Source organism: Candidatus Zixiibacteriota bacterium (genome assembly GCA_040753875.1).
Lineage (GTDB): Bacteria > Zixibacteria > MSB-5A5 > GN15 > FEB-12 > DATKJY01.
This window is the reverse complement of sequence record JBFMDV010000005.1, coordinates 310,786-328,619: the sequence shown is the minus strand read 5'-3', so window position 1 is coordinate 328,619 and position 17,834 is coordinate 310,786. Positions and strand designations below refer to the sequence as shown.

The 17,834-nt window shown below is 56.3% G+C and carries 19 protein-coding genes; 12 read left to right on the top strand and 7 right to left on the bottom strand.

What is annotated here, in order from left to right:
• The first annotated feature begins 8 nt into the window (after positions 1 to 8).
• The 8 genes from AB1644_02970 (at position 9) to AB1644_02935 (ending at position 6,449) form a co-directional block, all read left to right on the top strand.
• Positions 9 to 509, top strand: a complete 501-nt coding sequence (locus AB1644_02970; protein ID MEW6050010.1) for a ferritin family protein — start codon at positions 9 to 11, stop codon at positions 507 to 509.
• Between the two features lie 61 nt (positions 510 to 570).
• Complete coding sequence (locus AB1644_02965; GenBank protein ID MEW6050009.1) at positions 571 to 762, top strand: rubredoxin-like domain-containing protein; 192 nt, start codon at positions 571 to 573, stop codon at positions 760 to 762.
• 8 nt (positions 763 to 770) lie between these two features.
• Positions 771 to 1,271, top strand: coding sequence for a peroxiredoxin (locus AB1644_02960; GenBank protein ID MEW6050008.1), 501 nt, complete (start codon positions 771 to 773; stop codon positions 1,269 to 1,271).
• 108 nt (positions 1,272 to 1,379) lie between these two features.
• Positions 1,380 to 2,495 carry an NAD(P)/FAD-dependent oxidoreductase gene (locus AB1644_02955; GenBank protein ID MEW6050007.1) on the top strand — a complete coding sequence of 372 codons (1,116 nt, stop codon included), beginning with the start codon at positions 1,380 to 1,382 and terminating at the stop codon, positions 2,493 to 2,495.
• Entirely contained in the window at positions 2,416 to 3,519 is a 1,104-nt protein-coding gene (nadA, locus tag AB1644_02950; GenBank protein MEW6050006.1) for a quinolinate synthase NadA, read from the top strand. The genes AB1644_02955 and nadA overlap by 80 nt, the downstream gene beginning before the upstream one ends.
• 100 nt (positions 3,520 to 3,619) lie before the next feature.
• Positions 3,620 to 4,963 carry a dihydrolipoamide acetyltransferase family protein gene (locus AB1644_02945; protein ID MEW6050005.1) on the top strand — a complete coding sequence of 448 codons (1,344 nt, stop codon included), beginning with the start codon at positions 3,620 to 3,622 and terminating at the stop codon, positions 4,961 to 4,963.
• On the top strand, positions 4,963 to 5,667 hold the full coding sequence (gene lipB, locus AB1644_02940; protein MEW6050004.1) for a lipoyl(octanoyl) transferase LipB: 705 nt from the start codon (positions 4,963 to 4,965) through the stop codon (positions 5,665 to 5,667). Before AB1644_02945 ends, lipB begins: the two co-directional genes overlap by 1 nt.
• Positions 5,668 to 5,702: 35 nt before the next feature.
• Positions 5,703 to 6,449 carry an SDR family oxidoreductase gene (locus AB1644_02935; protein MEW6050003.1) on the top strand — a complete coding sequence of 249 codons (747 nt, stop codon included), beginning with the start codon at positions 5,703 to 5,705 and terminating at the stop codon, positions 6,447 to 6,449.
• 1 nt (position 6,450) lies between these two features.
• Here AB1644_02935 and lgt read toward each other — a convergent pair whose 3' ends face one another.
• Genes lgt through rsmI form a run of 3 tightly spaced genes read right to left on the bottom strand, consistent with a single transcriptional unit; the run spans position 6,451 to position 8,901 of the window.
• A complete protein-coding gene (lgt, locus tag AB1644_02930; protein ID MEW6050002.1) occupies positions 6,451 to 7,269 on the bottom strand; it encodes a prolipoprotein diacylglyceryl transferase in 819 nt (272 codons plus the stop codon).
• Positions 7,259 to 8,182: a phosphatase PAP2 family protein gene (locus tag AB1644_02925; GenBank protein ID MEW6050001.1), complete on the bottom strand. Its 924-nt coding sequence runs from the start codon at positions 8,180 to 8,182 to the stop codon at positions 7,259 to 7,261. The genes lgt and AB1644_02925 overlap by 11 nt, the downstream gene beginning before the upstream one ends.
• Positions 8,179 to 8,901, bottom strand: a complete 723-nt coding sequence (rsmI, locus tag AB1644_02920; GenBank protein ID MEW6050000.1) for a 16S rRNA (cytidine(1402)-2'-O)-methyltransferase — start codon at positions 8,899 to 8,901, stop codon at positions 8,179 to 8,181. The genes AB1644_02925 and rsmI overlap by 4 nt, the downstream gene beginning before the upstream one ends.
• Positions 8,902 to 9,015: 114 nt before the next feature.
• On the opposite strand from rsmI, the gene ssb reads away from it, so the two are divergent.
• The gene (gene ssb, locus AB1644_02915) at positions 9,016 to 9,447 is read left to right on the top strand and encodes a single-stranded DNA-binding protein (GenBank protein MEW6049999.1); all 432 of its coding nucleotides are present in this window, start codon (positions 9,016 to 9,018) and stop codon (positions 9,445 to 9,447) included.
• 193 nt (positions 9,448 to 9,640) lie between these two features.
• Positions 9,641 to 10,222, top strand: coding sequence for a hypothetical protein (locus tag AB1644_02910; protein MEW6049998.1), 582 nt, complete (start codon positions 9,641 to 9,643; stop codon positions 10,220 to 10,222).
• Here the strand turns inward: AB1644_02910 and lpxD are convergent, their stop codons facing one another.
• Genes lpxD through rplU form a run of 4 tightly spaced genes read right to left on the bottom strand, consistent with a single transcriptional unit; the run spans position 10,223 to position 14,616 of the window.
• Complete coding sequence (gene lpxD, locus AB1644_02905; protein ID MEW6049997.1) at positions 10,223 to 11,257, bottom strand: UDP-3-O-(3-hydroxymyristoyl)glucosamine N-acyltransferase; 1,035 nt, start codon at positions 11,255 to 11,257, stop codon at positions 10,223 to 10,225.
• Complete coding sequence (locus AB1644_02900) at positions 11,238 to 11,774, bottom strand: OmpH family outer membrane protein (protein MEW6049996.1); 537 nt, start codon at positions 11,772 to 11,774, stop codon at positions 11,238 to 11,240. The genes lpxD and AB1644_02900 overlap by 20 nt, the downstream gene beginning before the upstream one ends.
• A 26-nt stretch (positions 11,775 to 11,800) precedes the next feature.
• On the bottom strand, positions 11,801 to 14,278 hold the full coding sequence (bamA, locus tag AB1644_02895; protein ID MEW6049995.1) for an outer membrane protein assembly factor BamA: 2,478 nt from the start codon (positions 14,276 to 14,278) through the stop codon (positions 11,801 to 11,803).
• Positions 14,279 to 14,295: 17 nt separating this feature from the next.
• Positions 14,296 to 14,616, bottom strand: coding sequence for a 50S ribosomal protein L21 (rplU, locus tag AB1644_02890; protein ID MEW6049994.1), 321 nt, complete (start codon positions 14,614 to 14,616; stop codon positions 14,296 to 14,298).
• 272 nt (positions 14,617 to 14,888) lie between these two features.
• On the opposite strand from rplU, the gene uvrB reads away from it, so the two are divergent.
• Together uvrB and AB1644_02880 are read left to right on the top strand one after the other, a co-directional pair.
• Positions 14,889 to 16,910, top strand: a complete 2,022-nt coding sequence (gene uvrB, locus AB1644_02885) for an excinuclease ABC subunit UvrB (GenBank protein ID MEW6049993.1) — start codon at positions 14,889 to 14,891, stop codon at positions 16,908 to 16,910.
• Positions 16,885 to 17,811: a hypothetical protein gene (locus AB1644_02880; protein ID MEW6049992.1), complete on the top strand. Its 927-nt coding sequence runs from the start codon at positions 16,885 to 16,887 to the stop codon at positions 17,809 to 17,811. The genes uvrB and AB1644_02880 overlap by 26 nt, the downstream gene beginning before the upstream one ends.
• Positions 17,812 to 17,834: the final 23 nt, after the last annotated feature.

Below are 17,834 nucleotides of genomic sequence, written 5' to 3'. Positions count from 1 at the left end.
CGGGTGCTATGGCGAAGACCAAACAGGAAATAGCGGCCATTCTGAAGAAGGCGATCAAAGGCGAAGTCGACGGTTACTTCTTCTATGATCTGCTGTCACAGAAGGCCACCAACGAGGAAGCACGGCGTAAGCTGCAGAATCTCCGCGACGATGAGAACCGTCACAAAGAGACACTGTACGCCATTTTCGACAAGCATATCGGTGAACCGGTCGGCGAACTCCCTGAGAAAGGGATCAACGCCCTAGCTGACGTCTTCCGCAAGGGACATCTGTCCGATCTGAAATCAGAGATGGAGTTCATCAATCTGGCGATCGAAGCGGAACTGGCTGCTACGAAATACTACCAGCAGGAGCGCGGTCTGGTTGCGGACCCGGAGTTCCGTGCCATCTTTGACAATCTTGCGGCCGAGGAACACCAGCATTTCGAGTTGCTTCAGGCCGAAAAAGAAGCACTGGGCGGGAACTACAGTTGGTTCGGGTACGACGATGGGGCGCCACTCGAGGATTGAATTGCACAAACATGTGGCAAGAGCTATGAATTCTTTGATGACAGGATGGGAGTAGGCGATCATGCAGTGGGCATGCGATATTTGCGGCTACGTCCATGACGAAGAGGAACCGCCGGAGACTTGCCCGGTGTGCGGGGCTCCCCGCAGCAAATTTTCCGAATGGACGGAAGATGAAGACAATGGTCTCGACGACGATGTCTACGACGAGGATGATCTCGACGAAGGTTACGACGACGACCAGGAAAAGTACTGAAGGTCAACATGCCACGACAGGAGCAGGCACAACCGTTGAGCACCAAGGGACCGCAGGTGGGCGACCAGGCGCCGGATTTCACGCTTCCCACCCATAATGAGGGAGAACTCAATCTCGCCTGGTATCGGGGACGTAAGAATGTCGTGCTCGCCTTCTATCCGGGCGATTGGACACCGGTCTGCGCGGCGCAGATACCCGGCTATCAGCACGTGCTTGACGAGTTCGAAAAGTACAATTGCCAGCTTCTGGCCATATCGGTCGATTCGGTCCCTTCGCACGTCGCTTGGGCGAAATCACTCGGCGGCCTCTCGTTCCCTCTCATGTCGGATTATCATCCGCACGGGCGTGTGGCCAGGTTGTATGGTGTGCTCAGCGAGCGCGGCTACGCCGAACGAGCCGTCTTTCTGGTAGACAAGTCCGGTGTGGTCCGGTACGCAGAGAAAGTCCCGCCCACAGAGCTGCCGGACAATACCGAGCTGTTTCGTCGCCTGGCCAGGCTGGAGCGCTGACCACCAGACGTGTCCGGCCTGCATGTCGCCATCATGCTCTGGTGAAAAGCGCCTATTATTTGACGGGCACTATCGGCCCGCCGTCACTGTTGTAATCGGCGAACAACTATGAATACGCAGGCAAGTGACCGCGATGATCGGGCGGTCTATGATATAACCTTCATCGGCGCCGGCCCGGTGGCCATGTACGGCATGTACTACGCCGGACTCCGCATGATGCGCTACAAGACCATCGACATGCTTGGCGAGGTCGGTGGCGGCCTCATGGCTCTCTATCCCGAGAAGTACATTTACGATGTCGCCGGATTTCCCAAAATTCTCGCCAAAGACCTGGTCAAGCTCATGCGCGAGCAGGCGACGCAGTATCCCCACAAGTTGTGTCTCGGCGAGAAGGTTCTCAATCTCGACCATGGTGGCAACGGCGTCATTACTATTACGACCGACCTCGGCGTTCATAGCTCCAAAACAGTGGTCATCTGCGCCGGCCTCGGTGCCTATATACCGCGCCGGCTTGATGTTCCCAATGTCGAACGCTTGGAAGGAGCCGGTGTGCACTACTTCATCCGTCGCGTTGCGGATTTCCAGGACAAGAACGTCCTCGTGGTCGGTGGCGGCGACTCTGCGTTCGACTACTGCATGATGTTGGAACCGGTCGCGAAAGCGGTGACACACATTCATCGCAACGACTTCTTCTCGGCTCACGAGGACTCCATTCGCAAAGTGAAGAATTCATCCGTACGCATGAAGTATCCCTTCTGGGAAGTCAAAAAGATCGAAGGGAATGAACATGTGGAAAACGTGACCATCGTTCAGACACAGACCGGTGAAGAAGAACGGATGCCGGTCGACGCCATCATCTGCAATATCGGCTTTCTGACCAATCTGGGACCAATCGAGAGTTGGGGATTGGAGATCGAACACAACGCCATCAAGGTGGATCGGCGCATGCGTACCAATATCGAGGGGGTATATGCGGCCGGTGATATTGTTACCTACGACGGCAAACTTAAGCTCATTTCGACCGGCTGCGGTGAAGTGGCGGTGGCGGTGAACAATGCCAAGAACTTCATCGACCCCAAAGCCAAGGTGAGCCCTGGGCATTCCACCGAAAAGCAGGAGTTGGTCCTCAGGAAATGGGCCCGGCTTGAGCACGAAAGGAAGAGTAGGCGTGTACTTCTCGCTGCCGAAAGAGTACCGGGAGTCCACGGTCGACGAACTACGTGACCGCATCCGCGCGGTGCGCAACAAACTCGGCTCCAAGCTCTGTATCCTGGTGCACCATTATCAGCGGCTCGAAGTGGTCGAATTCGCCGACCACCTTGGTGACAGCTACGGCCTCTCCAAGATCGCGGCCTCCAGGAAAGAGGCGGAGGTCATCGCCTTCTGCGGGGTGCATTTCATGGCGGAGTCGGCGGATATCCTGACAGCTGACCATCAACACGTCTATTTACCCAACCCGCTTGCCGGCTGCCCCATGGCCGATATGGCTGAGATGGCGGACGTGATGGAAGCGTGGGAGTATCTGAAACCGTTCGGTGGCGCCGAAAAAATCATGCCGATCTCCTATATGAACACTGCTGCCGGACTGAAGGCGTTTACTGGCAAAAACGGCGGCTTGATCTGCACGTCGTCGAACGCGCGCGCCGCGCTCGATTATGCCCTTAGCCGACGCGAGAAAGCCTTCTTCTTTCCGGACGAGCACCTTGGATATAATACCGGAATAGCGTATGGTCTGACGCCGGAACAGATGGTCAAATGGGACTTCTCCTGCGAAGGCGGCGGCCTGACCGCACAACAGATAGAGCGTGCGAAGATCATCCTCTGGAAAGGGCATTGCCACGTTCATACCAACTTCACTGCCGATCAGGTGCGCAACGTGAGACAGAAATATCCGGGCGTCAAGGTAGTGGTCCATCCGGAATGCCCGCACGAGGTGGTCGAGCTGGCCGACGCCAACGGCTCCACCAGCTTCATCGTGAAGTACTGTCAGGAGGCGCCCCCCGGCTCGATTATCGCCATAGGAACTGAGATCAATCTGATCAACCGGATGGCGCACCAGCATCGGGACAAGACCATTCTCGAACTCTCCGGCAATACCTGCCCGGTCTGCGCCAATATGTATCGAACGACATTGAATGATCTGGCGTTCTGTCTGGAGCATTACCCGGATATCAAACCGATACGAGTACCGGAGCCGACCCGGACCGAAGCGCTCCGTGCGCTTGAAAAAATGCTTGAAATTGCCTGAGAGTTACCGTATTAGAGCATCTTGACTCCAGGTGGGCTGGTCTGTTATCATCGGTCCAGTTTGTTCGGATATAACGATTGTGTGAATAGAGGTTACGCAGATGGCAGTTGATGTGCTGGTCCCGCAAATGGGAGAGTCGGTGCTGGAGGGAACCATCCTGGAATGGAAGGTCAAAGTTGGCGATAGAGTTGAGATCAATCAGCCGTTGGTTGAGCTGATGACCGACAAGGTAAATGTCGAAATTCCCGCCGAGTCGGCCGGCGTCCTTACGGCGCAGTTGGCCAAGGTGGGCGATGTTGTCCCGGTGGGGACCAGAATCGCGCTCATCGAGGACGGCAAGGGCACTAGTGCCGGTATTGCGGCGGCTCCAGCGGCCGCAGCCGTTCAGAAAGCGGCCCCTCCAGCTGCAGCACCAGTACCTGCACCGATGCCTCAGGTAAAAGGGACCGCCGAGATCGGCCGCGGCCTGATGTCCCCCAAAGTCAAGATGATGGTCCGCGAGTACGGCGTTGACCCCTCCACGATCATCCCGACTGGCAAAGAAGGGCGAGTAACGGTCGAAGATGTCATGCGTACGGTCGAGGCTCGGTCGGTCGGCGCCGGTTTCGCCGCTGGTCCGGTTCCCGCCCCTGCCTTCGCTGCTCAGCCCGGTGCCGCTCCTGCTGTTAGTGTCGCCGCACCGGCTCCCAAGCAACCCAGGGTCAGTGTCTCGATACCTGTCTTTGCGCCCCTGCCAGAGTCGCAGCGAGTCACCCGGATGCCCTTGGTGGGCGCCCGCAAGGCGATTTCGGAGCACATGCGAAAATCGCTCGATACCTCGGCCCACGTCACCACTTTCGAAGACATCGACATGACCGAACTGGTCAGCTTCCGCAACGAGATCAAGAAGTCGTTTGTGGAGGCATATGGCGTCAACCTGACCTTCATGCCGTTTATCGTCAAGGCGGCCTGCGTGGCGCTCAGAGAATACCCGACTGTCAATGCCTCTATGACCGACAAAGAGATACTGCTCAAGAATTATTACAATATCGGTGTGGCGGTGGCGCGTGACGAGGGGCTGATCGTGCCGGTCATCAAGGACGCCGACAAAAAGACGATTGTCGAACTGGCGGTCGAGATAGCGTCACTCGGCGAAAAAGCTCGCACCAACAGGCTGAAACCCGATGACGTTGCCGACGGTACGTTCACCCTGACCAACGCCGGCATGTTCGGCGCCACTTCATCCACCCCCGTCATAAGCCAGCCGCAAGTGGCGATCCTCGGTATCCATCAGATTGTCAAGCGGCCGTGGGTGGTGGCTGACCAGATCGTTATCCGACATATCTCGTCGTTCGGCCTGTCGTTCGATCACCGGCTTATCGACGGTCACACGGCGGTGAAATTCCTGCACCGCATACATGAGTTTCTGGCCAAACCGACCAGTCTGCTGTTGAATCTGCGTTGATGGCGGCGGTGGCATCAGAGAAGCTCCTGGGCTGGTCGCTCGAATTGGGGCAGATCAGCTACGAGCGGGTGCTCGGCTGGCAGCACGGACTGGTGAAAATGCGCGAGCATGGGCTTGCGCGCGACACGATCCTCACGGTGGAGCATCACCCGGTGGTGACTGTCGGCAAAGACGGTCACCGTGAGAATTTCGACGGTCTCGACGAGGAACCGTATTTCGTCGAGCGCGGCGGGGATGTCACCTATCACGGGCCGGGTCAATTGGTCGCTTATTTCATTTTCAATCTGACACGCCGTGGCAGAGATATTCATCTGTTCATGGACGGTATTCAGGACGGAATCATCAAGGCGCTGAAGGAAATCGGTATTACCGCGACCAGAGGGGACGAACACACTGGCGTCTGGGTGAAAGACAAGAAGATCGCGTCGATCGGAGTGGCGGTGAAACGATGGATCACATTTCACGGCGCCGCCATCAATCTCAATACCAAACTCTCGGACTTCAAGAAGATCAATCCATGCGGCCTGGATGCGGCGGTGATGACCTCCGCGCAAAAGATACTTGGCAAGAAAGTGAATCTGAAGACATTCAGCCACGTGCTGATCGAAAAATACGCGCAGGTTTTTGACACGGATTTCACACCGGTCAGTCTTGAAGCGCTGGCCGAGACTCTTGAGAGCCAGGCCGGCGGCTACGAGATCTGATTAGGCCGTGATTCTTATTGGGCAGGAGGCTTGAGATGGAACTCAAAGGGAAGATTGCATTTGTTTCAGGAGGGACCCGGGGGATCGGGCTTGCCGTGGCCACGAAGCTCGCTCAAAAAGGGGCCGATATCGTGGTCAGCTATTTCCGGAGCCGACAGGGGGCCAACGAAGCGGTTGAAAAGATCAAGGCGCTCGGCGTCGACTGCTACGCCCATCGCGCCAACATGGGGAATCACGATCAATTGCCAGCGATCTTTGAGGGGATCAAAGAACGGTTCGGCAAGCTCGATATCATGGTCTCCAATGCCGCGCTCGGGCTGTACACATCGATGCTCGATATCGACGACAAGGCTTGGGACCTCTCCATGCACACCAACGCCCGGGCATTCCTGCATTGCGTCCAGCTCGGCTCACCCATTATGCCGGACCACAGCCGGATCGTCGCCCTCTCATCGCTCGGCTCGATTCGCTATATCCCCGGCTATGCGGCAATCGGTGTCTCCAAGGCAGCCATTGAAAATATGGTGAAATACATGGCCATCGAGATGGCCCCCCGCCATATCACCGTCAATTGCGTCTCGGGCGGTTTCATCGATACCAGCGCCCTGAAGGTGTTTCCCAATTATGAGGATATGAAGCGCGAGGTGTCCGCACGAACCCCGTTCAAGCGGATTGGTACCCCCGATGAAGTTGCCGACGTGGTCGTGTTTCTCTCCACGCCCAAAGCAAGCTGGGTCACCGGTCAGACGGTGATCGTCGATGGCGGCTATTCGCTTATGTAATTCAGATGGCAGCTGTCCGCGGCGGCAGTGCGCCACGCTTGCGCTGTATCAGGTATATTGCTATTCCTGCCACGAACAGTCCCACGGCAATGATCTGGTTGTAGGTGATCACAGTCCCACCCAGTTTAATCACCATTTCGTCTTCGTAATATCGTACACTCTCGATCGTGAAACGGAACAGAGCCTCCACCATGAACAGGACAGCCACAAGCTGGCCAATAAACTTCTTTCGTTTCATCATGAAGTGCAAGAGCAGAAACAACAGGAGTCCGTACAGCGAACTGTACAGTTGCGAGGGATGCAGCGGCAGACTTTGAAATACTGAATATGGTATCGAACCGGGCGGGAAGCTGATTCCCCAGGGCAGCTCGGTCGGCGTGCCAAAACAGCAGCCATTTAAGAAACAGCCAATGCGCGTGATCCCCAGACCAAGCCCGAGCGTGGGGGAGAAATAGTCGAACACTTCCAGGAGGTTCATCCTGTAGCGACGGGTGAACCAGAACACCGCCACGATCGCCGTCAATACCCCCCCGTAAAGATTCAACCCGGCGATCCCGAACTCGTGGGAATCGAACGACCCGAACAGAGCCAGCCAGTTGTCCTTGAACTCCTCCAGATGGAACACCACGTAGAACAGGCGCGCCCCGACCACGCCTGAGAATATCATCAACGACGCGATAGTCAGATACGGATCGAACGGCTTGCCGTCCCGTTTGGTCACCCTGTACACATACCAGATACCCAAGAGAAACGAGATCGCCAGCATGAGGCCGTAGCTCTTGATCGGGACTGGTCCAATACGGAAAAGCTCAGGATGCATTGTGGTATACAACCTCCCTCGACGTTTGTTGTTCCGTATTCGCAGGGGCGAAGCGGGGATAGTACCGGTCAACCAACAGCACGGATATTATACCAATAGCGGCCCCAACGACCACATCCGAAACGTAATGAAAGCGCCCCCACACCGTTCCGGCGGCCAGACCAAGATTGATGGGGACAAGGAACCAGCCGATCCGTCGATCTTGTCTCAGGCTGTACACCAGTACTACGAGCGCTACGCCGACATGTGATGACGGCATGCAGCCGCCTCGAACGGCGCCGTTGGCTATTACCAGGTCAACCAGCGGTCGGAAGAACGGACCAGTGATGCTGTTGGTATACAGTTCGGCAAAATGCCAGCGCGGCCCCTCGATCGGATACAGTACGAACAACAGGTATGACACAAAAAACATCATGCAGATCGCCGTCATTGACCTCTTGATTACATCGTATCTCCGGGAAAAAAACGTCACCAGAAAGAAGACCGGGATCATGAAATAATAGCTGAAATAGCTGAATGACAGCAGTTCCGTTACCAGCGTATTTGGCAGATAGTGGTCGAAAGACAGCGAGGGTTCCACGCCGAGGATCCGCTGCTCCAACCCCGTCAGCTGGCTGTCGAAGAACCGATCGAACACTAGGAACATCGTCCCCCCGGTCATCCTGTAGAAAAGGGTGAACAGCAGCATTGGATATAAGAGTCGAATGAATCTCTGGGCTGATCCGGAGTCTTCGGTCAGGTACCGTGCCAGCACGGCTGCAAGGACCGCTGTCCCTGAGTAAAACAACAACTCATCCGCGTACTCTTGTAGTGGCCGGCCAAACAGCGTGATCAGTATCAGCATGGATACCGAATAGCCTATTATGAGCCAGTCATAGGGATAGATGCGCTGCGTGTTAGCGGCACGTCTCATATGCCGGCCTCTTCATCCCCGGCCTCCGGATGCCCTTTGCCGAGCCCTTCGACCACCAGTACGATCTCCCCCTTGATAGTCCTCTTGCTAAGCATCTCTGCCAGCTCGCCCAGTCTGCCGCGTAGATACTCTTCGAACTTCTTGGAAATCTCTCTCGCCAGGCACGCCCGCCGGTCCCCCAGCACTTCGTGCATGTCAGCCACAGCTTTGTTGATCCGGTGCGGCGATTCATAGAATACCAGCGTATGCTCGAACGATTTCAGAACTTTCAGCCGATTTCTCCGAGCTGCCCCTTTGACCGGCAGGAACCCCTCGAAGAAAAACCGGTCGGTCGGCAGCCCCGATGCCGTCAGTGCAGGTATCAGTGCGCTCGGTCCGGGGAGCGCGACTATTTCGATATCGTGGTCGAGCGCTGTTCTCACCACCCGATACGCCGGATCGGAGATGCCTGGAGAACCAGCGTCCGTGATCACCGCCACCGATTTGCCCGTTTGCAACTCCTCCAGAAGCTGCCTGGCCCGGCCCATTTCGTTGAAATTGTGATAGGAGATCAGCCGCTTTTGTATACTAAATCGCTTGAGTAGAGCGCCGCTGACGCGGGTGTCCTCACAGGCCACCAGATCCGCCTGTTGGAGCGTCGCCAAGGCTCGTTGAGAGATATCGCCGAGGTTACCGATCGGCGTTGGCACGAGATAGAGTTTGCCCTTTGCGTCACTCATCGTGCCGCCACGATAGTGAACCGCCGACACGCCATCAAGGGATTTGTGGCCTTCCTTGACACCGGATATGACCTTAGGTATCTTCGGACACTTCATTGATTGAGAGGAGCCCTTATGAGCGTAAACAAAGCGATCCTGATCGGACGATTGGGCAAAGACCCGGATCTTCGATACACCGCGGGCGGGAAGGCGGTTGCCACATTCTCGCTGGCCACCGACGAACGCTGGACCGGACCCGACGGACAGAAAAAGGAGTCGGTCACCTGGCACAATATCGTCGCCTGGGGAAAGACCGCCGAAGTCATGAAAGAATACCTCCGCAAGGGACGCGAGGTGTATATCGAGGGGCGTATCGATAACCGCAGTTATGATGATAAGGAAGGCAACAAGCGATACGTCTCCGAGGTTGTGGTCCAGAGTTTCCAGTTTATCGGCAACCGCGCCGATTCGGGAGGGCCAGGCGCAGGGGCGTCGACAGGTGGAGCCGCCGACGAGGTTCCGATTCCGCCAGATCAGGGGCCGAGCGATGACGACCTGCCGTTCTAATTGCTCCCTTCCCTGATTCACCGGTGAACATCACCGGGGCAATTTTCAGCAGCGCAGAGTGTTACCTCTGCGCTGTTTCTGCTACCGGCTGTCAGTTCTTTGCACTAAGAAATCGCCCGCGGTCGACCGAGAATGGGTACGGAGAACAGGGGGAGGAAAACCGGTCCCATGGAGGTGACCCGGAGGTGAGACCATGACTACAGACAGCCCAACTGCCGGTGTGACCAGTCGTTCCCGGATGGAGAAATCCCGATTGTATCTTCGTATCGGTCTGCTTACCGGCTCGGCCGTTGTCATTTGCACCGCTATCATCACCTATTTCAACGGCGCCGAGACCGGGAGTCTGCTCGCCGATGTCGGCTCGGCCATAAATCTGGCCGCAGTCACGCTCTTGCCGTACATGATATCAGCCGTCGTTGCAGCCAGCACTGCAATCGCGGTGATGACCATCCTGCCGACCGCTCGGGCGGTCGACCCGGCCGAGCGGATCATCGACCGACTCAAGGAACTGAGCGCAGGGAACTTGACATCCAGGCTGACCGTCGCCGGGGACAGCAATCTGAAAGAAATCGCAGGAGAACTCAACCGGGCCGTAACCAACCTCGGCAACCAATTAACGTCGTTGAAAATAATCAACCGACAGCAATGGGGGTCGCTCTGCGGGATCCGTGGTGCCGCCGACCACAATGACAGCGCGACGGTGCTTCGCTACGTGGAGGAAATGGAACGGAACTGGAAAAAGATCGCCGAGATCGAGGAACGCCTGTCGACCTGATTATTTATCGAGCTTCTCTTCGAGCGCTCGCACCCGTCTCAAGAGCTCTGGAAGCCGATTCAGCGCCGCGCTGATCTTCATCGCTTCTATCGCTTCTCGCGCCGGATAGCCAAAATACTCTTTGCCGGGTGGGATGGACTTATGGACGCCGGACTGCGCCCCCACTTTGACGCCATCACCGATCTCGATATGCCCCACCAAACCTACCTGACCGGCCAGCACGACGCCGTTGCCCAATTTCGTCGAACCGGAAATCCCTACCTGCGATACGATAATGCAGTGCCGGCCGGTCTCAACGTTATGGGCAATCTGTACCAGGTTGTCGATCTTGGTGCCTTGCCCTATCCGCGTCGGGCCCAGCGCTCCCCGGTCGATCGTGCAGTTAGCCCCGATCTCCACATCGTCGCCAATCTCCACCCAACCCACTTGCTTGATCTTCTTGAGACCCGCGTCCGACGGTGCGAATCCGAAACCGTCGGGACCAAGCACGGTGCCTGCATGGAGAATGACGTTGTTCCCGATCTGCGTACCGTGAAGTATCCTCACGCCGGGGTGAATAAGACAATTGTCGCCAATCCGACACCCTTTTCCGACAAATACCGACGACACCAGTCGGCTTCCCTTGCCTATGGTGACATCGTCCTGTATCTCACAGAACGGCCCGACTGCCGCGGACGGTTCAATGGCCACATTGGCTGAAATGACCGCGCTCTTGTGCACGCCGGTCGTAACCAGGACGGGATCCGGATACAGCAGATCGAGAATATGCGCAAACGTTAGATAGGGATTGGCATGTCGGAGAGCCGGTCGACCGGCTGCGTCCTGAGCGTGATCGAGAACTATGGCTGCGGCATTGGTCGTTGTGATGTATTTCTTGTAGGCGGGGTTGGCCACGAAGCAGATATCATCGGCGCCGGCGGTTTCGATCGGAGCGGCGCCGGTAATGACTATGGCGCCGTCTCCGTGAAGTTCTGCACCAACGGCAGTCGCAAGGGCAGCCAGCGTGTAGCCGGGACTATTGCTCGAGTTTGTCAAGTTGCTCCAGCACCTTGGCGGTCACGTCATACGTCTCCTTGATATATCCCAGACCGCTCTGCATGGTGAATATCACGTCAAACCCCCCTTCGACCGCCACGGCCTCAATGGCCTTGGAGACCTTCTCGAGGAGCGGGCCGATCAGTTCCTGCTGCTTCCGTTCGGCCGTGCCGCCGGGACCATAGATCTGCTTGGTAAAAGCATCAAGCGCCTCCTGCTTGGCCCGGATCGCGGCTTCCTTCTCCTTCTTCTTGTCGTCAGAGAGAATCAGCTTCTGCTTGTCGTACTGGTCCACGAGTTCCTGGAGTTCTGTCTGCATGGTCTGAGCCTGTTCGTCCCAAGTCTTCCGTTCCAGTTCCCACTGCTCCTGTGCTTTGGTCCAGGCCTTGTAACCCTGTTTGATCTCCTCATCCTTGACAAAGCCGATCTTGGTCGCCTGGGCGCCTGCGGTGCCCGCCAGGGAGGCCATCAGGGCCAGTGTAAACAGCAGGATCAACGCGTGTCTCATTCTCAGCATTACTCTATCTCCTCTACTGAACATCATTATCTGAAAGTCGTCCCGATCTGGAAGTGCGGTTTCCAGCTCTGCTTTTGGTGTCGATATTTATCAAGCGGATACCCGAAATCGAAGCCGATCGTGCCTATACCCGGCACCACTACTCTGAAACCGAACCCAACCCCCCGGTAGAGATCCGTGAGCGGTTTGATATCGGTCCGGCGCAGCCACGAGTTTCCGGCATCGAAGAACAATAATCCATAAAACTGCTGTTTGGCAATGGCGAATTGCAGTTCGAGATTCGTCACCAGCATGTACTTGCCGCGCACCCGGGTCGTGTACGGGTTGTATGAAACCAACTGGGCGGTGTCAGTGAGGGTGTCCGGATTCGGATCGTTGTACCAGAGTATGCTGTCGGATTGGGCCACGACCGAGTCCGGAGTAAGGATACCGTCGTCGTAGCCGCGAACGATCCCGTCGTACGCCGTGCCGCCGGGTGAAAATCGATCCGATACCAGAATCCGGCTGTCGCCGTCGGGGGCGGTGAGCATCGCATATTGCACGCGTGCCGCCAGCGCGACCGTGTTGCCGATAAGCGGCACGAACTTGGACAGCGACAACTGGTGTTTCTGATAGTGCCAGAACCCACCCAGCAGTCCACCCGTGTTCTCGAAGGTGTACGAAACCTCTGAGCCCTTGGTCGCGAACTCCGGAAGGTTTCGGGAATCTCGCGTGATGGTCAGCGAGAGCCGTGATGCCGTATTCCAGTCCTCGTTGTACGCCAGGACAGAACCCGGATACGCGCCATACGTGTGCGTCGTCACAAGCGAATCGGCGGAACTGTACGCGCCGCTGCTGTCGCTGTCCTTGTAGTAATACGATTTGAAGCGGTTGTTGGTATCAAAGGCATCGCTGAAATCATAGAATCTGTTCCGTTCCAGCCGGAACGCCGCATAGGCGCGGAAGTAGTTGTCCGGCCAGCTGAGACGTCGTCCCAATCGCACCGACCCACCCTGTCGTCCCTCGGTGTACTCGTCGTACCACCGACGGTTGGCCAGGTAAGCGTCGGACCCGAGCAGGGTCGGTTTGCCGAATAACCAGGGCTCGGTGAACGACAGCGAGAACGAATTGCGGTTCTTGCCGAACTCGATATTGAACGTGAGATTCTGGCCGTTGCCGCCTAAATTCGGTATCCCCATCCCCAGGGTCCCAACCAGTTTATCCTGGCTGTTGTATCCCGCTCCGGCCGAGATCTGCCCGGTCTGCTTTTCGTCCACTTTGACCTCAAGGTCGACATCGCCGTTCGGCAGGTCGATCGGCACCGGCTCGACGTTGGAGAAGAAGTTGAGCGCCATGACATCGCGCACCGAACGTATGAGCAGCGCCCGGTTGAACACCTGTCCGGGAAGCACCGACAACTCGCGGCGGATCACGCGGTCCTTGGTCTTGGAGTTGCCGACGATCTTGACCAGGTTGATATGCGAGGGGAGCCCCTCGGCGATATCATAGGCGATGTCGACGATCGAGTCTGTGCGCGTGGTTCGCTCGTCGTTCACCCGTACATGCAGATGGCCGATATCCTGATACGCCGTGTACAGTTCGTAGAGCGATTTCTCGTACACTTCGGCGTTGAAAATATCGTCCTCTTTGAACTTGAGTTTTTTTCGCAGCACGTCGGTCTTCAGCGCCTCGTTGTTCTTGAACTCAGCCTTGCCGAAGTAATACAGGGGCCCTTCGTACACGTCGAGGTATATCTTCATGCGATTGGTCGTACTGTCGATGCGGGTCGAGTCGGATACGATATAGGCGTCGATGTACCCCTTCTTGTGATACTCGTCAGCCACCTTCCGCAGATCCTCTTCGTATTTCTCCTCCACGAACGTGGAACTCTTAAGGAAGCCGCGTTTTCGATTTCTCATCTTGCCGATCAGGTCGCTCGCCTTCACCCGCACATTGCCGGTCATGATCACCTGCTCGACTTTGACCTTGGAGCGTTCGTCGATACGATAGGTCAGCACTGCTTCGGAGGAATCGGCGCTGTAGTTGAGGCTGGAGGAAACCTCGGTGCGGAAATACCCCTTGTCGGCGTACGCTTTGACGATTTCCTGTTTCTTGACGGCGATGAGGTACGGAGAGATGTATCCCCCGACACCGAGCTTCAGTTTTTCCTGAAGCTCCTTGCTCTTGAACTCTTTGTTGCCGGAAAACTCCAGACCGGCGAGCTTGGGAAGCTCCTTGACGACTATAAAGACCTTGACGCCGCCCGCGGTCCGCTCCGCTTCGACTGCCACGCTCTCAAAGACTCCAAGTCTGTACAGCCGGCGGATTGTCTCCTGAACTGAAGCGGGTGTGAGGGGGCTCCCCTTGTCAATCGAGGACACCCCCATGACAAGGGAAGAGGTGGCAACGCGATTGCCTACCACCTCTACGTCGGTGACATTCAGTGATTCCTGAGCAGTGACCACGATGCCGAACGCCATCATGGCCAGCCAGACTATTAGAGCAGTCCCTGCTCTCGTGTTCACTCTCGTCTGCCTGTGCGTCAATTTTTCGGAGCGACGATCTTCTGAATCTTGAGTTCCGAATAATCCTGCCGATGCCCCAGCGCTTTGCGGGCTTTGGTACGCCGTTTGTACTTGTAGCCGTGCACTTTCTCACCCTTGCCCCGTCCGATCAACGCCGCCTCGATTTTGGCGCCGCTCACGAACGGCGTCCCCACCAGCGCGTGGTCCGAGCTCTTGACCAACAGGATGTCGGAGATCTCCACATGATCCCCGGTGGTCTGAAGTTTTGCGGGTACCCGGAGAACTTCTCCTTCCTCCGCTCGGAACTGAAACCCGGCCAACCGAAATATCGCGTACATCAATTTTCCTCCTGACGACGATTCTGCCATACGAGCCATTATATTTGAGCCGCCTAAGCTATGTTTTCGGCGGGCAAAGTCAAGGTCTTTTTTCCGCTCGTGCTAAGCCATTCAAAGAGTTACACCCGCGTTGGTACGGATAGTTCCCGTTTGAACACCAGGTCACTTCTGGGTCTGCCGCAAGCGAACGCGATTGTGCGGTCGATTGTTTCAGTTATATTGGGTACGACGAACGTCAGATACACAGACCTATGCACACGGATACTCGCGGATTGAACACAGGGTCAAAGGCCCATTTCGAACTGCATGCCGGTTTCGAGCCCAAGGGGGACCAACCACAGGCGATTGATGAACTCACTGCCGGTCTGGTTCAGGGACGCACCCATCAGACCCTTCTCGGCGTGACCGGCTCCGGCAAGACCTTCACTATTGCCAACGTTATCGCCCGTCACGGGCGCCCCACTCTGGTCATGTCCCACAACAAGACTCTCGCGGCGCAGCTTTATGGAGAGTTGAAAGCGTTCTTCCCGAAAAACGCCGTCGAGTTTTTTATCAGCTATTATGACTATTACCAGCCCGAGGCCTACCTGCCTACCACCGATACGTACATCGAAAAAGATACGCAGATGAATGAGGACATCGACCGCCTCCGCCTCCGGGCCACCGCTTCGCTCCTCGAGCGCGATGATGTGATCATAGTTGCTTCAGTCTCTTGCATCTACGGTTTGGGCTCGCCTGAGGAATACAAGGCGCAACTCCTGTTCCTGCAGGTCGGCACCGATATCGACCGTGACCAGCTCATTCGCAATCTGATCGACATCCACTACAACCGCAACGATATTGACTTTTCGCGTGGCAATTTCCGCGTTCGCGGCGACACCATCGAGCTCATCCCGGCCTATCGCGAGACAGCGCTGCGTGTCGAGCTGTTCGGTGATACCATCGAACGTATCTCCGAGATTGACCCATTGACGGGGGAGATTCTCGCTGAACGGCACAAAGTGGCCATCTATCCGGCCAAGCACTTCGTCACCTCCAAACCGACTCTTCAAGGCGCAATTGTCCAGATCGAACAAGAGCTTAAGGAACGTCTGGAGCTTTTTCGCTCGCTCGATAAGCTCCTCGAAGCCCAGCGGCTGGAGATGCGAACCCGCTACGATCTGGAAATGCTCAAAGAAGTCGGCTACTGCACCGGGGTCGAAAACTACTCGCGCTATCTCACCGGACGTCAGCCGGGGGAACGGCCCAAGACGCTGATCGACTTTTTCCCCGATGATTTCCTGACTATCATCGATGAGTCCCACCAGTCGATTCCGCAGGCGCGAGGCATGTTTGCGGGTGACCGAAGCCGCAAAGAGGTCTTGGTAGAGCATGGGTTCCGGTTGCCATCAGCGCTGGATAATCGACCGCTCTTTTTCGAGGAGTTCGATAATCTGCTTCAGAAACGTATCTACGTTTCCGCCACGCCAGCTGAATACGAACTGGAAAAATGTGAGGGGGTAGTAGTCGAACAGGTCATTCGCCCCACCGGATTGCTGGACCCGGTGATCGAGGTGAGAGCACTTCGCACCCAGGTTGATGATCTGCTGGAGCAAGTGCGGAAGCGTGTGGCACAGGGGGAAAGGGTGCTCGCCACCACCCTGACCAAGCGGATGGCCGAGGACCTCACCGACTACATGTCTCGCATGGGCATCCGGGTGCGGTATCTCCACAGTGAGATCGATTCCATAGACCGAACCTCCATCATCAGAGACCTCCGCTTGGCTGAGTTCGATGTCCTGATCGGCGTCAATCTGCTCAGAGAGGGACTCGACCTGCCTGAGGTTTCGCTGGTCGCGGTGCTCGATGCCGACAAAGAGGGTTTTCTTCGGTCCGAACGGTCGCTTGTACAGGTAGCGGGACGGGCGGCCCGCAACAAGAACGGCGCCGTCATTTTCTATGCCGACAAAGTGACCGACTCGATGCGTAAGGCGATCGAGGAGACCAATCGCCGCCGCGCCAAGCAACTGACCTACAATGAAGCGCACGGAATCGACCCGGAGACGATCTACAAAACCCGCGATGAGATCATCCGCTCAACCGCGTTTGCGGACAGCAAGACAGTCGAAGAGGCCAGGTTCGAGAAGCCCGAGCATTTCGAGTTGATGTCGAGTGAGGATCAACTGGCGTTTATGATGCGAGCGATGAAAAAATCAGCGGAGAATCTGGATTTTGAAACCGCCATCCTGATCCGAGATGAAGTCACCACCTTGAAGAACGAGCTCAAGCATGCCAAACAACGCAAACGCCGCTAAGAACAATATCCGCTTGTCCATACTGATTTGGCCGGTGTGGCTTCTGTTGGCCCTGCTGGCTCTGCTCCTGGCGTGTAAGGAGAAGGATGTTCCGCATGTCAATGATGTCGAGGAGATCATCCGCTACGCGCAGGAGACTTATGAAGGTAAGCTTCTATTTGGCGCCGACAGCCTGGTGTTGCCGGAGGCATACAAGATTTATCCCGACACCGCCGACTATCGGGACTCGCTCCTTTCGAGGACTCGTGAGTACGACGTATTTCTTGGAAACGGCGAAGAAATCTATGAGCATTTCGGGCTTCTGCGTGAAGCTGTTTTGGTACAGAAGGACGTTTTAACCGTGAAGCGCTCGCGCATAGTCGCGGGCGTTGAAACCGATACCGTGGTCCAGGACCGAGAGATTCGACGATACGGCGCGTTCCTCAAGTTGGGTGATGACAGTAATGATTTTGTCGGTTGGCTCCTGTGGGGGTACAACGGTATTGGCGAGCTTGACCCCGTTCCGATTTTCACGGTCACCAAGCCGGACCAATCGGTCATCGAGGCCGAGTCGTTCTCGTATCAGGATACGCTTATAGATACTATCTTGAAAGTCTATTTGCCGAGATTCACTCGTCTGCAGTCCCTGGATACGGTCACCGCCGCTTCAAAGCTTGTCCTTGAAGCGAAAAAGAGGGGCAGTAACAACCTCGAGTATTTCCATCTGTATACTGCACCAGGAATCGACCGTTATCGCCAGTTCTCAATGAACCGCCTCGGCACCAACAGCTTTGTCGACACACTGCAGACGCCGAGTGGTGTCCCTCGCCGATTCAGTGTCATTTTCGTCCAGACCTTCTTCGAGACGCAGGACAAGAAGTTCATCCGCGGGTTTTTCATTCCGTATCAAGTCGTCCAATAGAGAAACGGGCCACCTGTATTGGC

Excerpts from the sequence above, each read along its gene's own strand:
- AB1644_02960 (MEW6050008.1), top strand. The coding sequence starts at position 771 with ATGCCACGACAGGAGCAGGCACAACCGTTGAGCACCAAGGGACCGCAG.
- AB1644_02925 (MEW6050001.1), bottom strand. The coding sequence starts at position 8,182 with ATGAGACGTGCCGCTAACACGCAGCGCATCTATCCCTATGACTGGCTC.
- AB1644_02965 (MEW6050009.1), top strand. The coding sequence starts at position 571 with ATGCAGTGGGCATGCGATATTTGCGGCTACGTCCATGACGAAGAGGAA.
- AB1644_02955 (MEW6050007.1), top strand. The coding sequence starts at position 1,380 with ATGAATACGCAGGCAAGTGACCGCGATGATCGGGCGGTCTATGATATA.
- lipB (MEW6050004.1), top strand. The coding sequence starts at position 4,963 with ATGGCGGCGGTGGCATCAGAGAAGCTCCTGGGCTGGTCGCTCGAATTG.
- AB1644_02880 (MEW6049992.1), top strand. The coding sequence starts at position 16,885 with ATGCCAAACAACGCAAACGCCGCTAAGAACAATATCCGCTTGTCCATA.
- ssb (MEW6049999.1), top strand. The coding sequence starts at position 9,016 with ATGAGCGTAAACAAAGCGATCCTGATCGGACGATTGGGCAAAGACCCG.
- AB1644_02945 (MEW6050005.1), top strand. The coding sequence starts at position 3,620 with ATGGCAGTTGATGTGCTGGTCCCGCAAATGGGAGAGTCGGTGCTGGAG.
- AB1644_02970 (MEW6050010.1), top strand. The coding sequence starts at position 9 with ATGGCGAAGACCAAACAGGAAATAGCGGCCATTCTGAAGAAGGCGATC.
- AB1644_02910 (MEW6049998.1), top strand. The coding sequence starts at position 9,641 with ATGACTACAGACAGCCCAACTGCCGGTGTGACCAGTCGTTCCCGGATG.
- rsmI (MEW6050000.1), bottom strand. The coding sequence starts at position 8,901 with ATGAGTGACGCAAAGGGCAAACTCTATCTCGTGCCAACGCCGATCGGT.
- rplU (MEW6049994.1), bottom strand. The coding sequence starts at position 14,616 with ATGTACGCGATATTTCGGTTGGCCGGGTTTCAGTTCCGAGCGGAGGAA.
- AB1644_02900 (MEW6049996.1), bottom strand. The coding sequence starts at position 11,774 with ATGCTGAGAATGAGACACGCGTTGATCCTGCTGTTTACACTGGCCCTG.
- lgt (MEW6050002.1), bottom strand. The coding sequence starts at position 7,269 with ATGCATCCTGAGCTTTTCCGTATTGGACCAGTCCCGATCAAGAGCTAC.
- AB1644_02935 (MEW6050003.1), top strand. The coding sequence starts at position 5,703 with ATGGAACTCAAAGGGAAGATTGCATTTGTTTCAGGAGGGACCCGGGGG.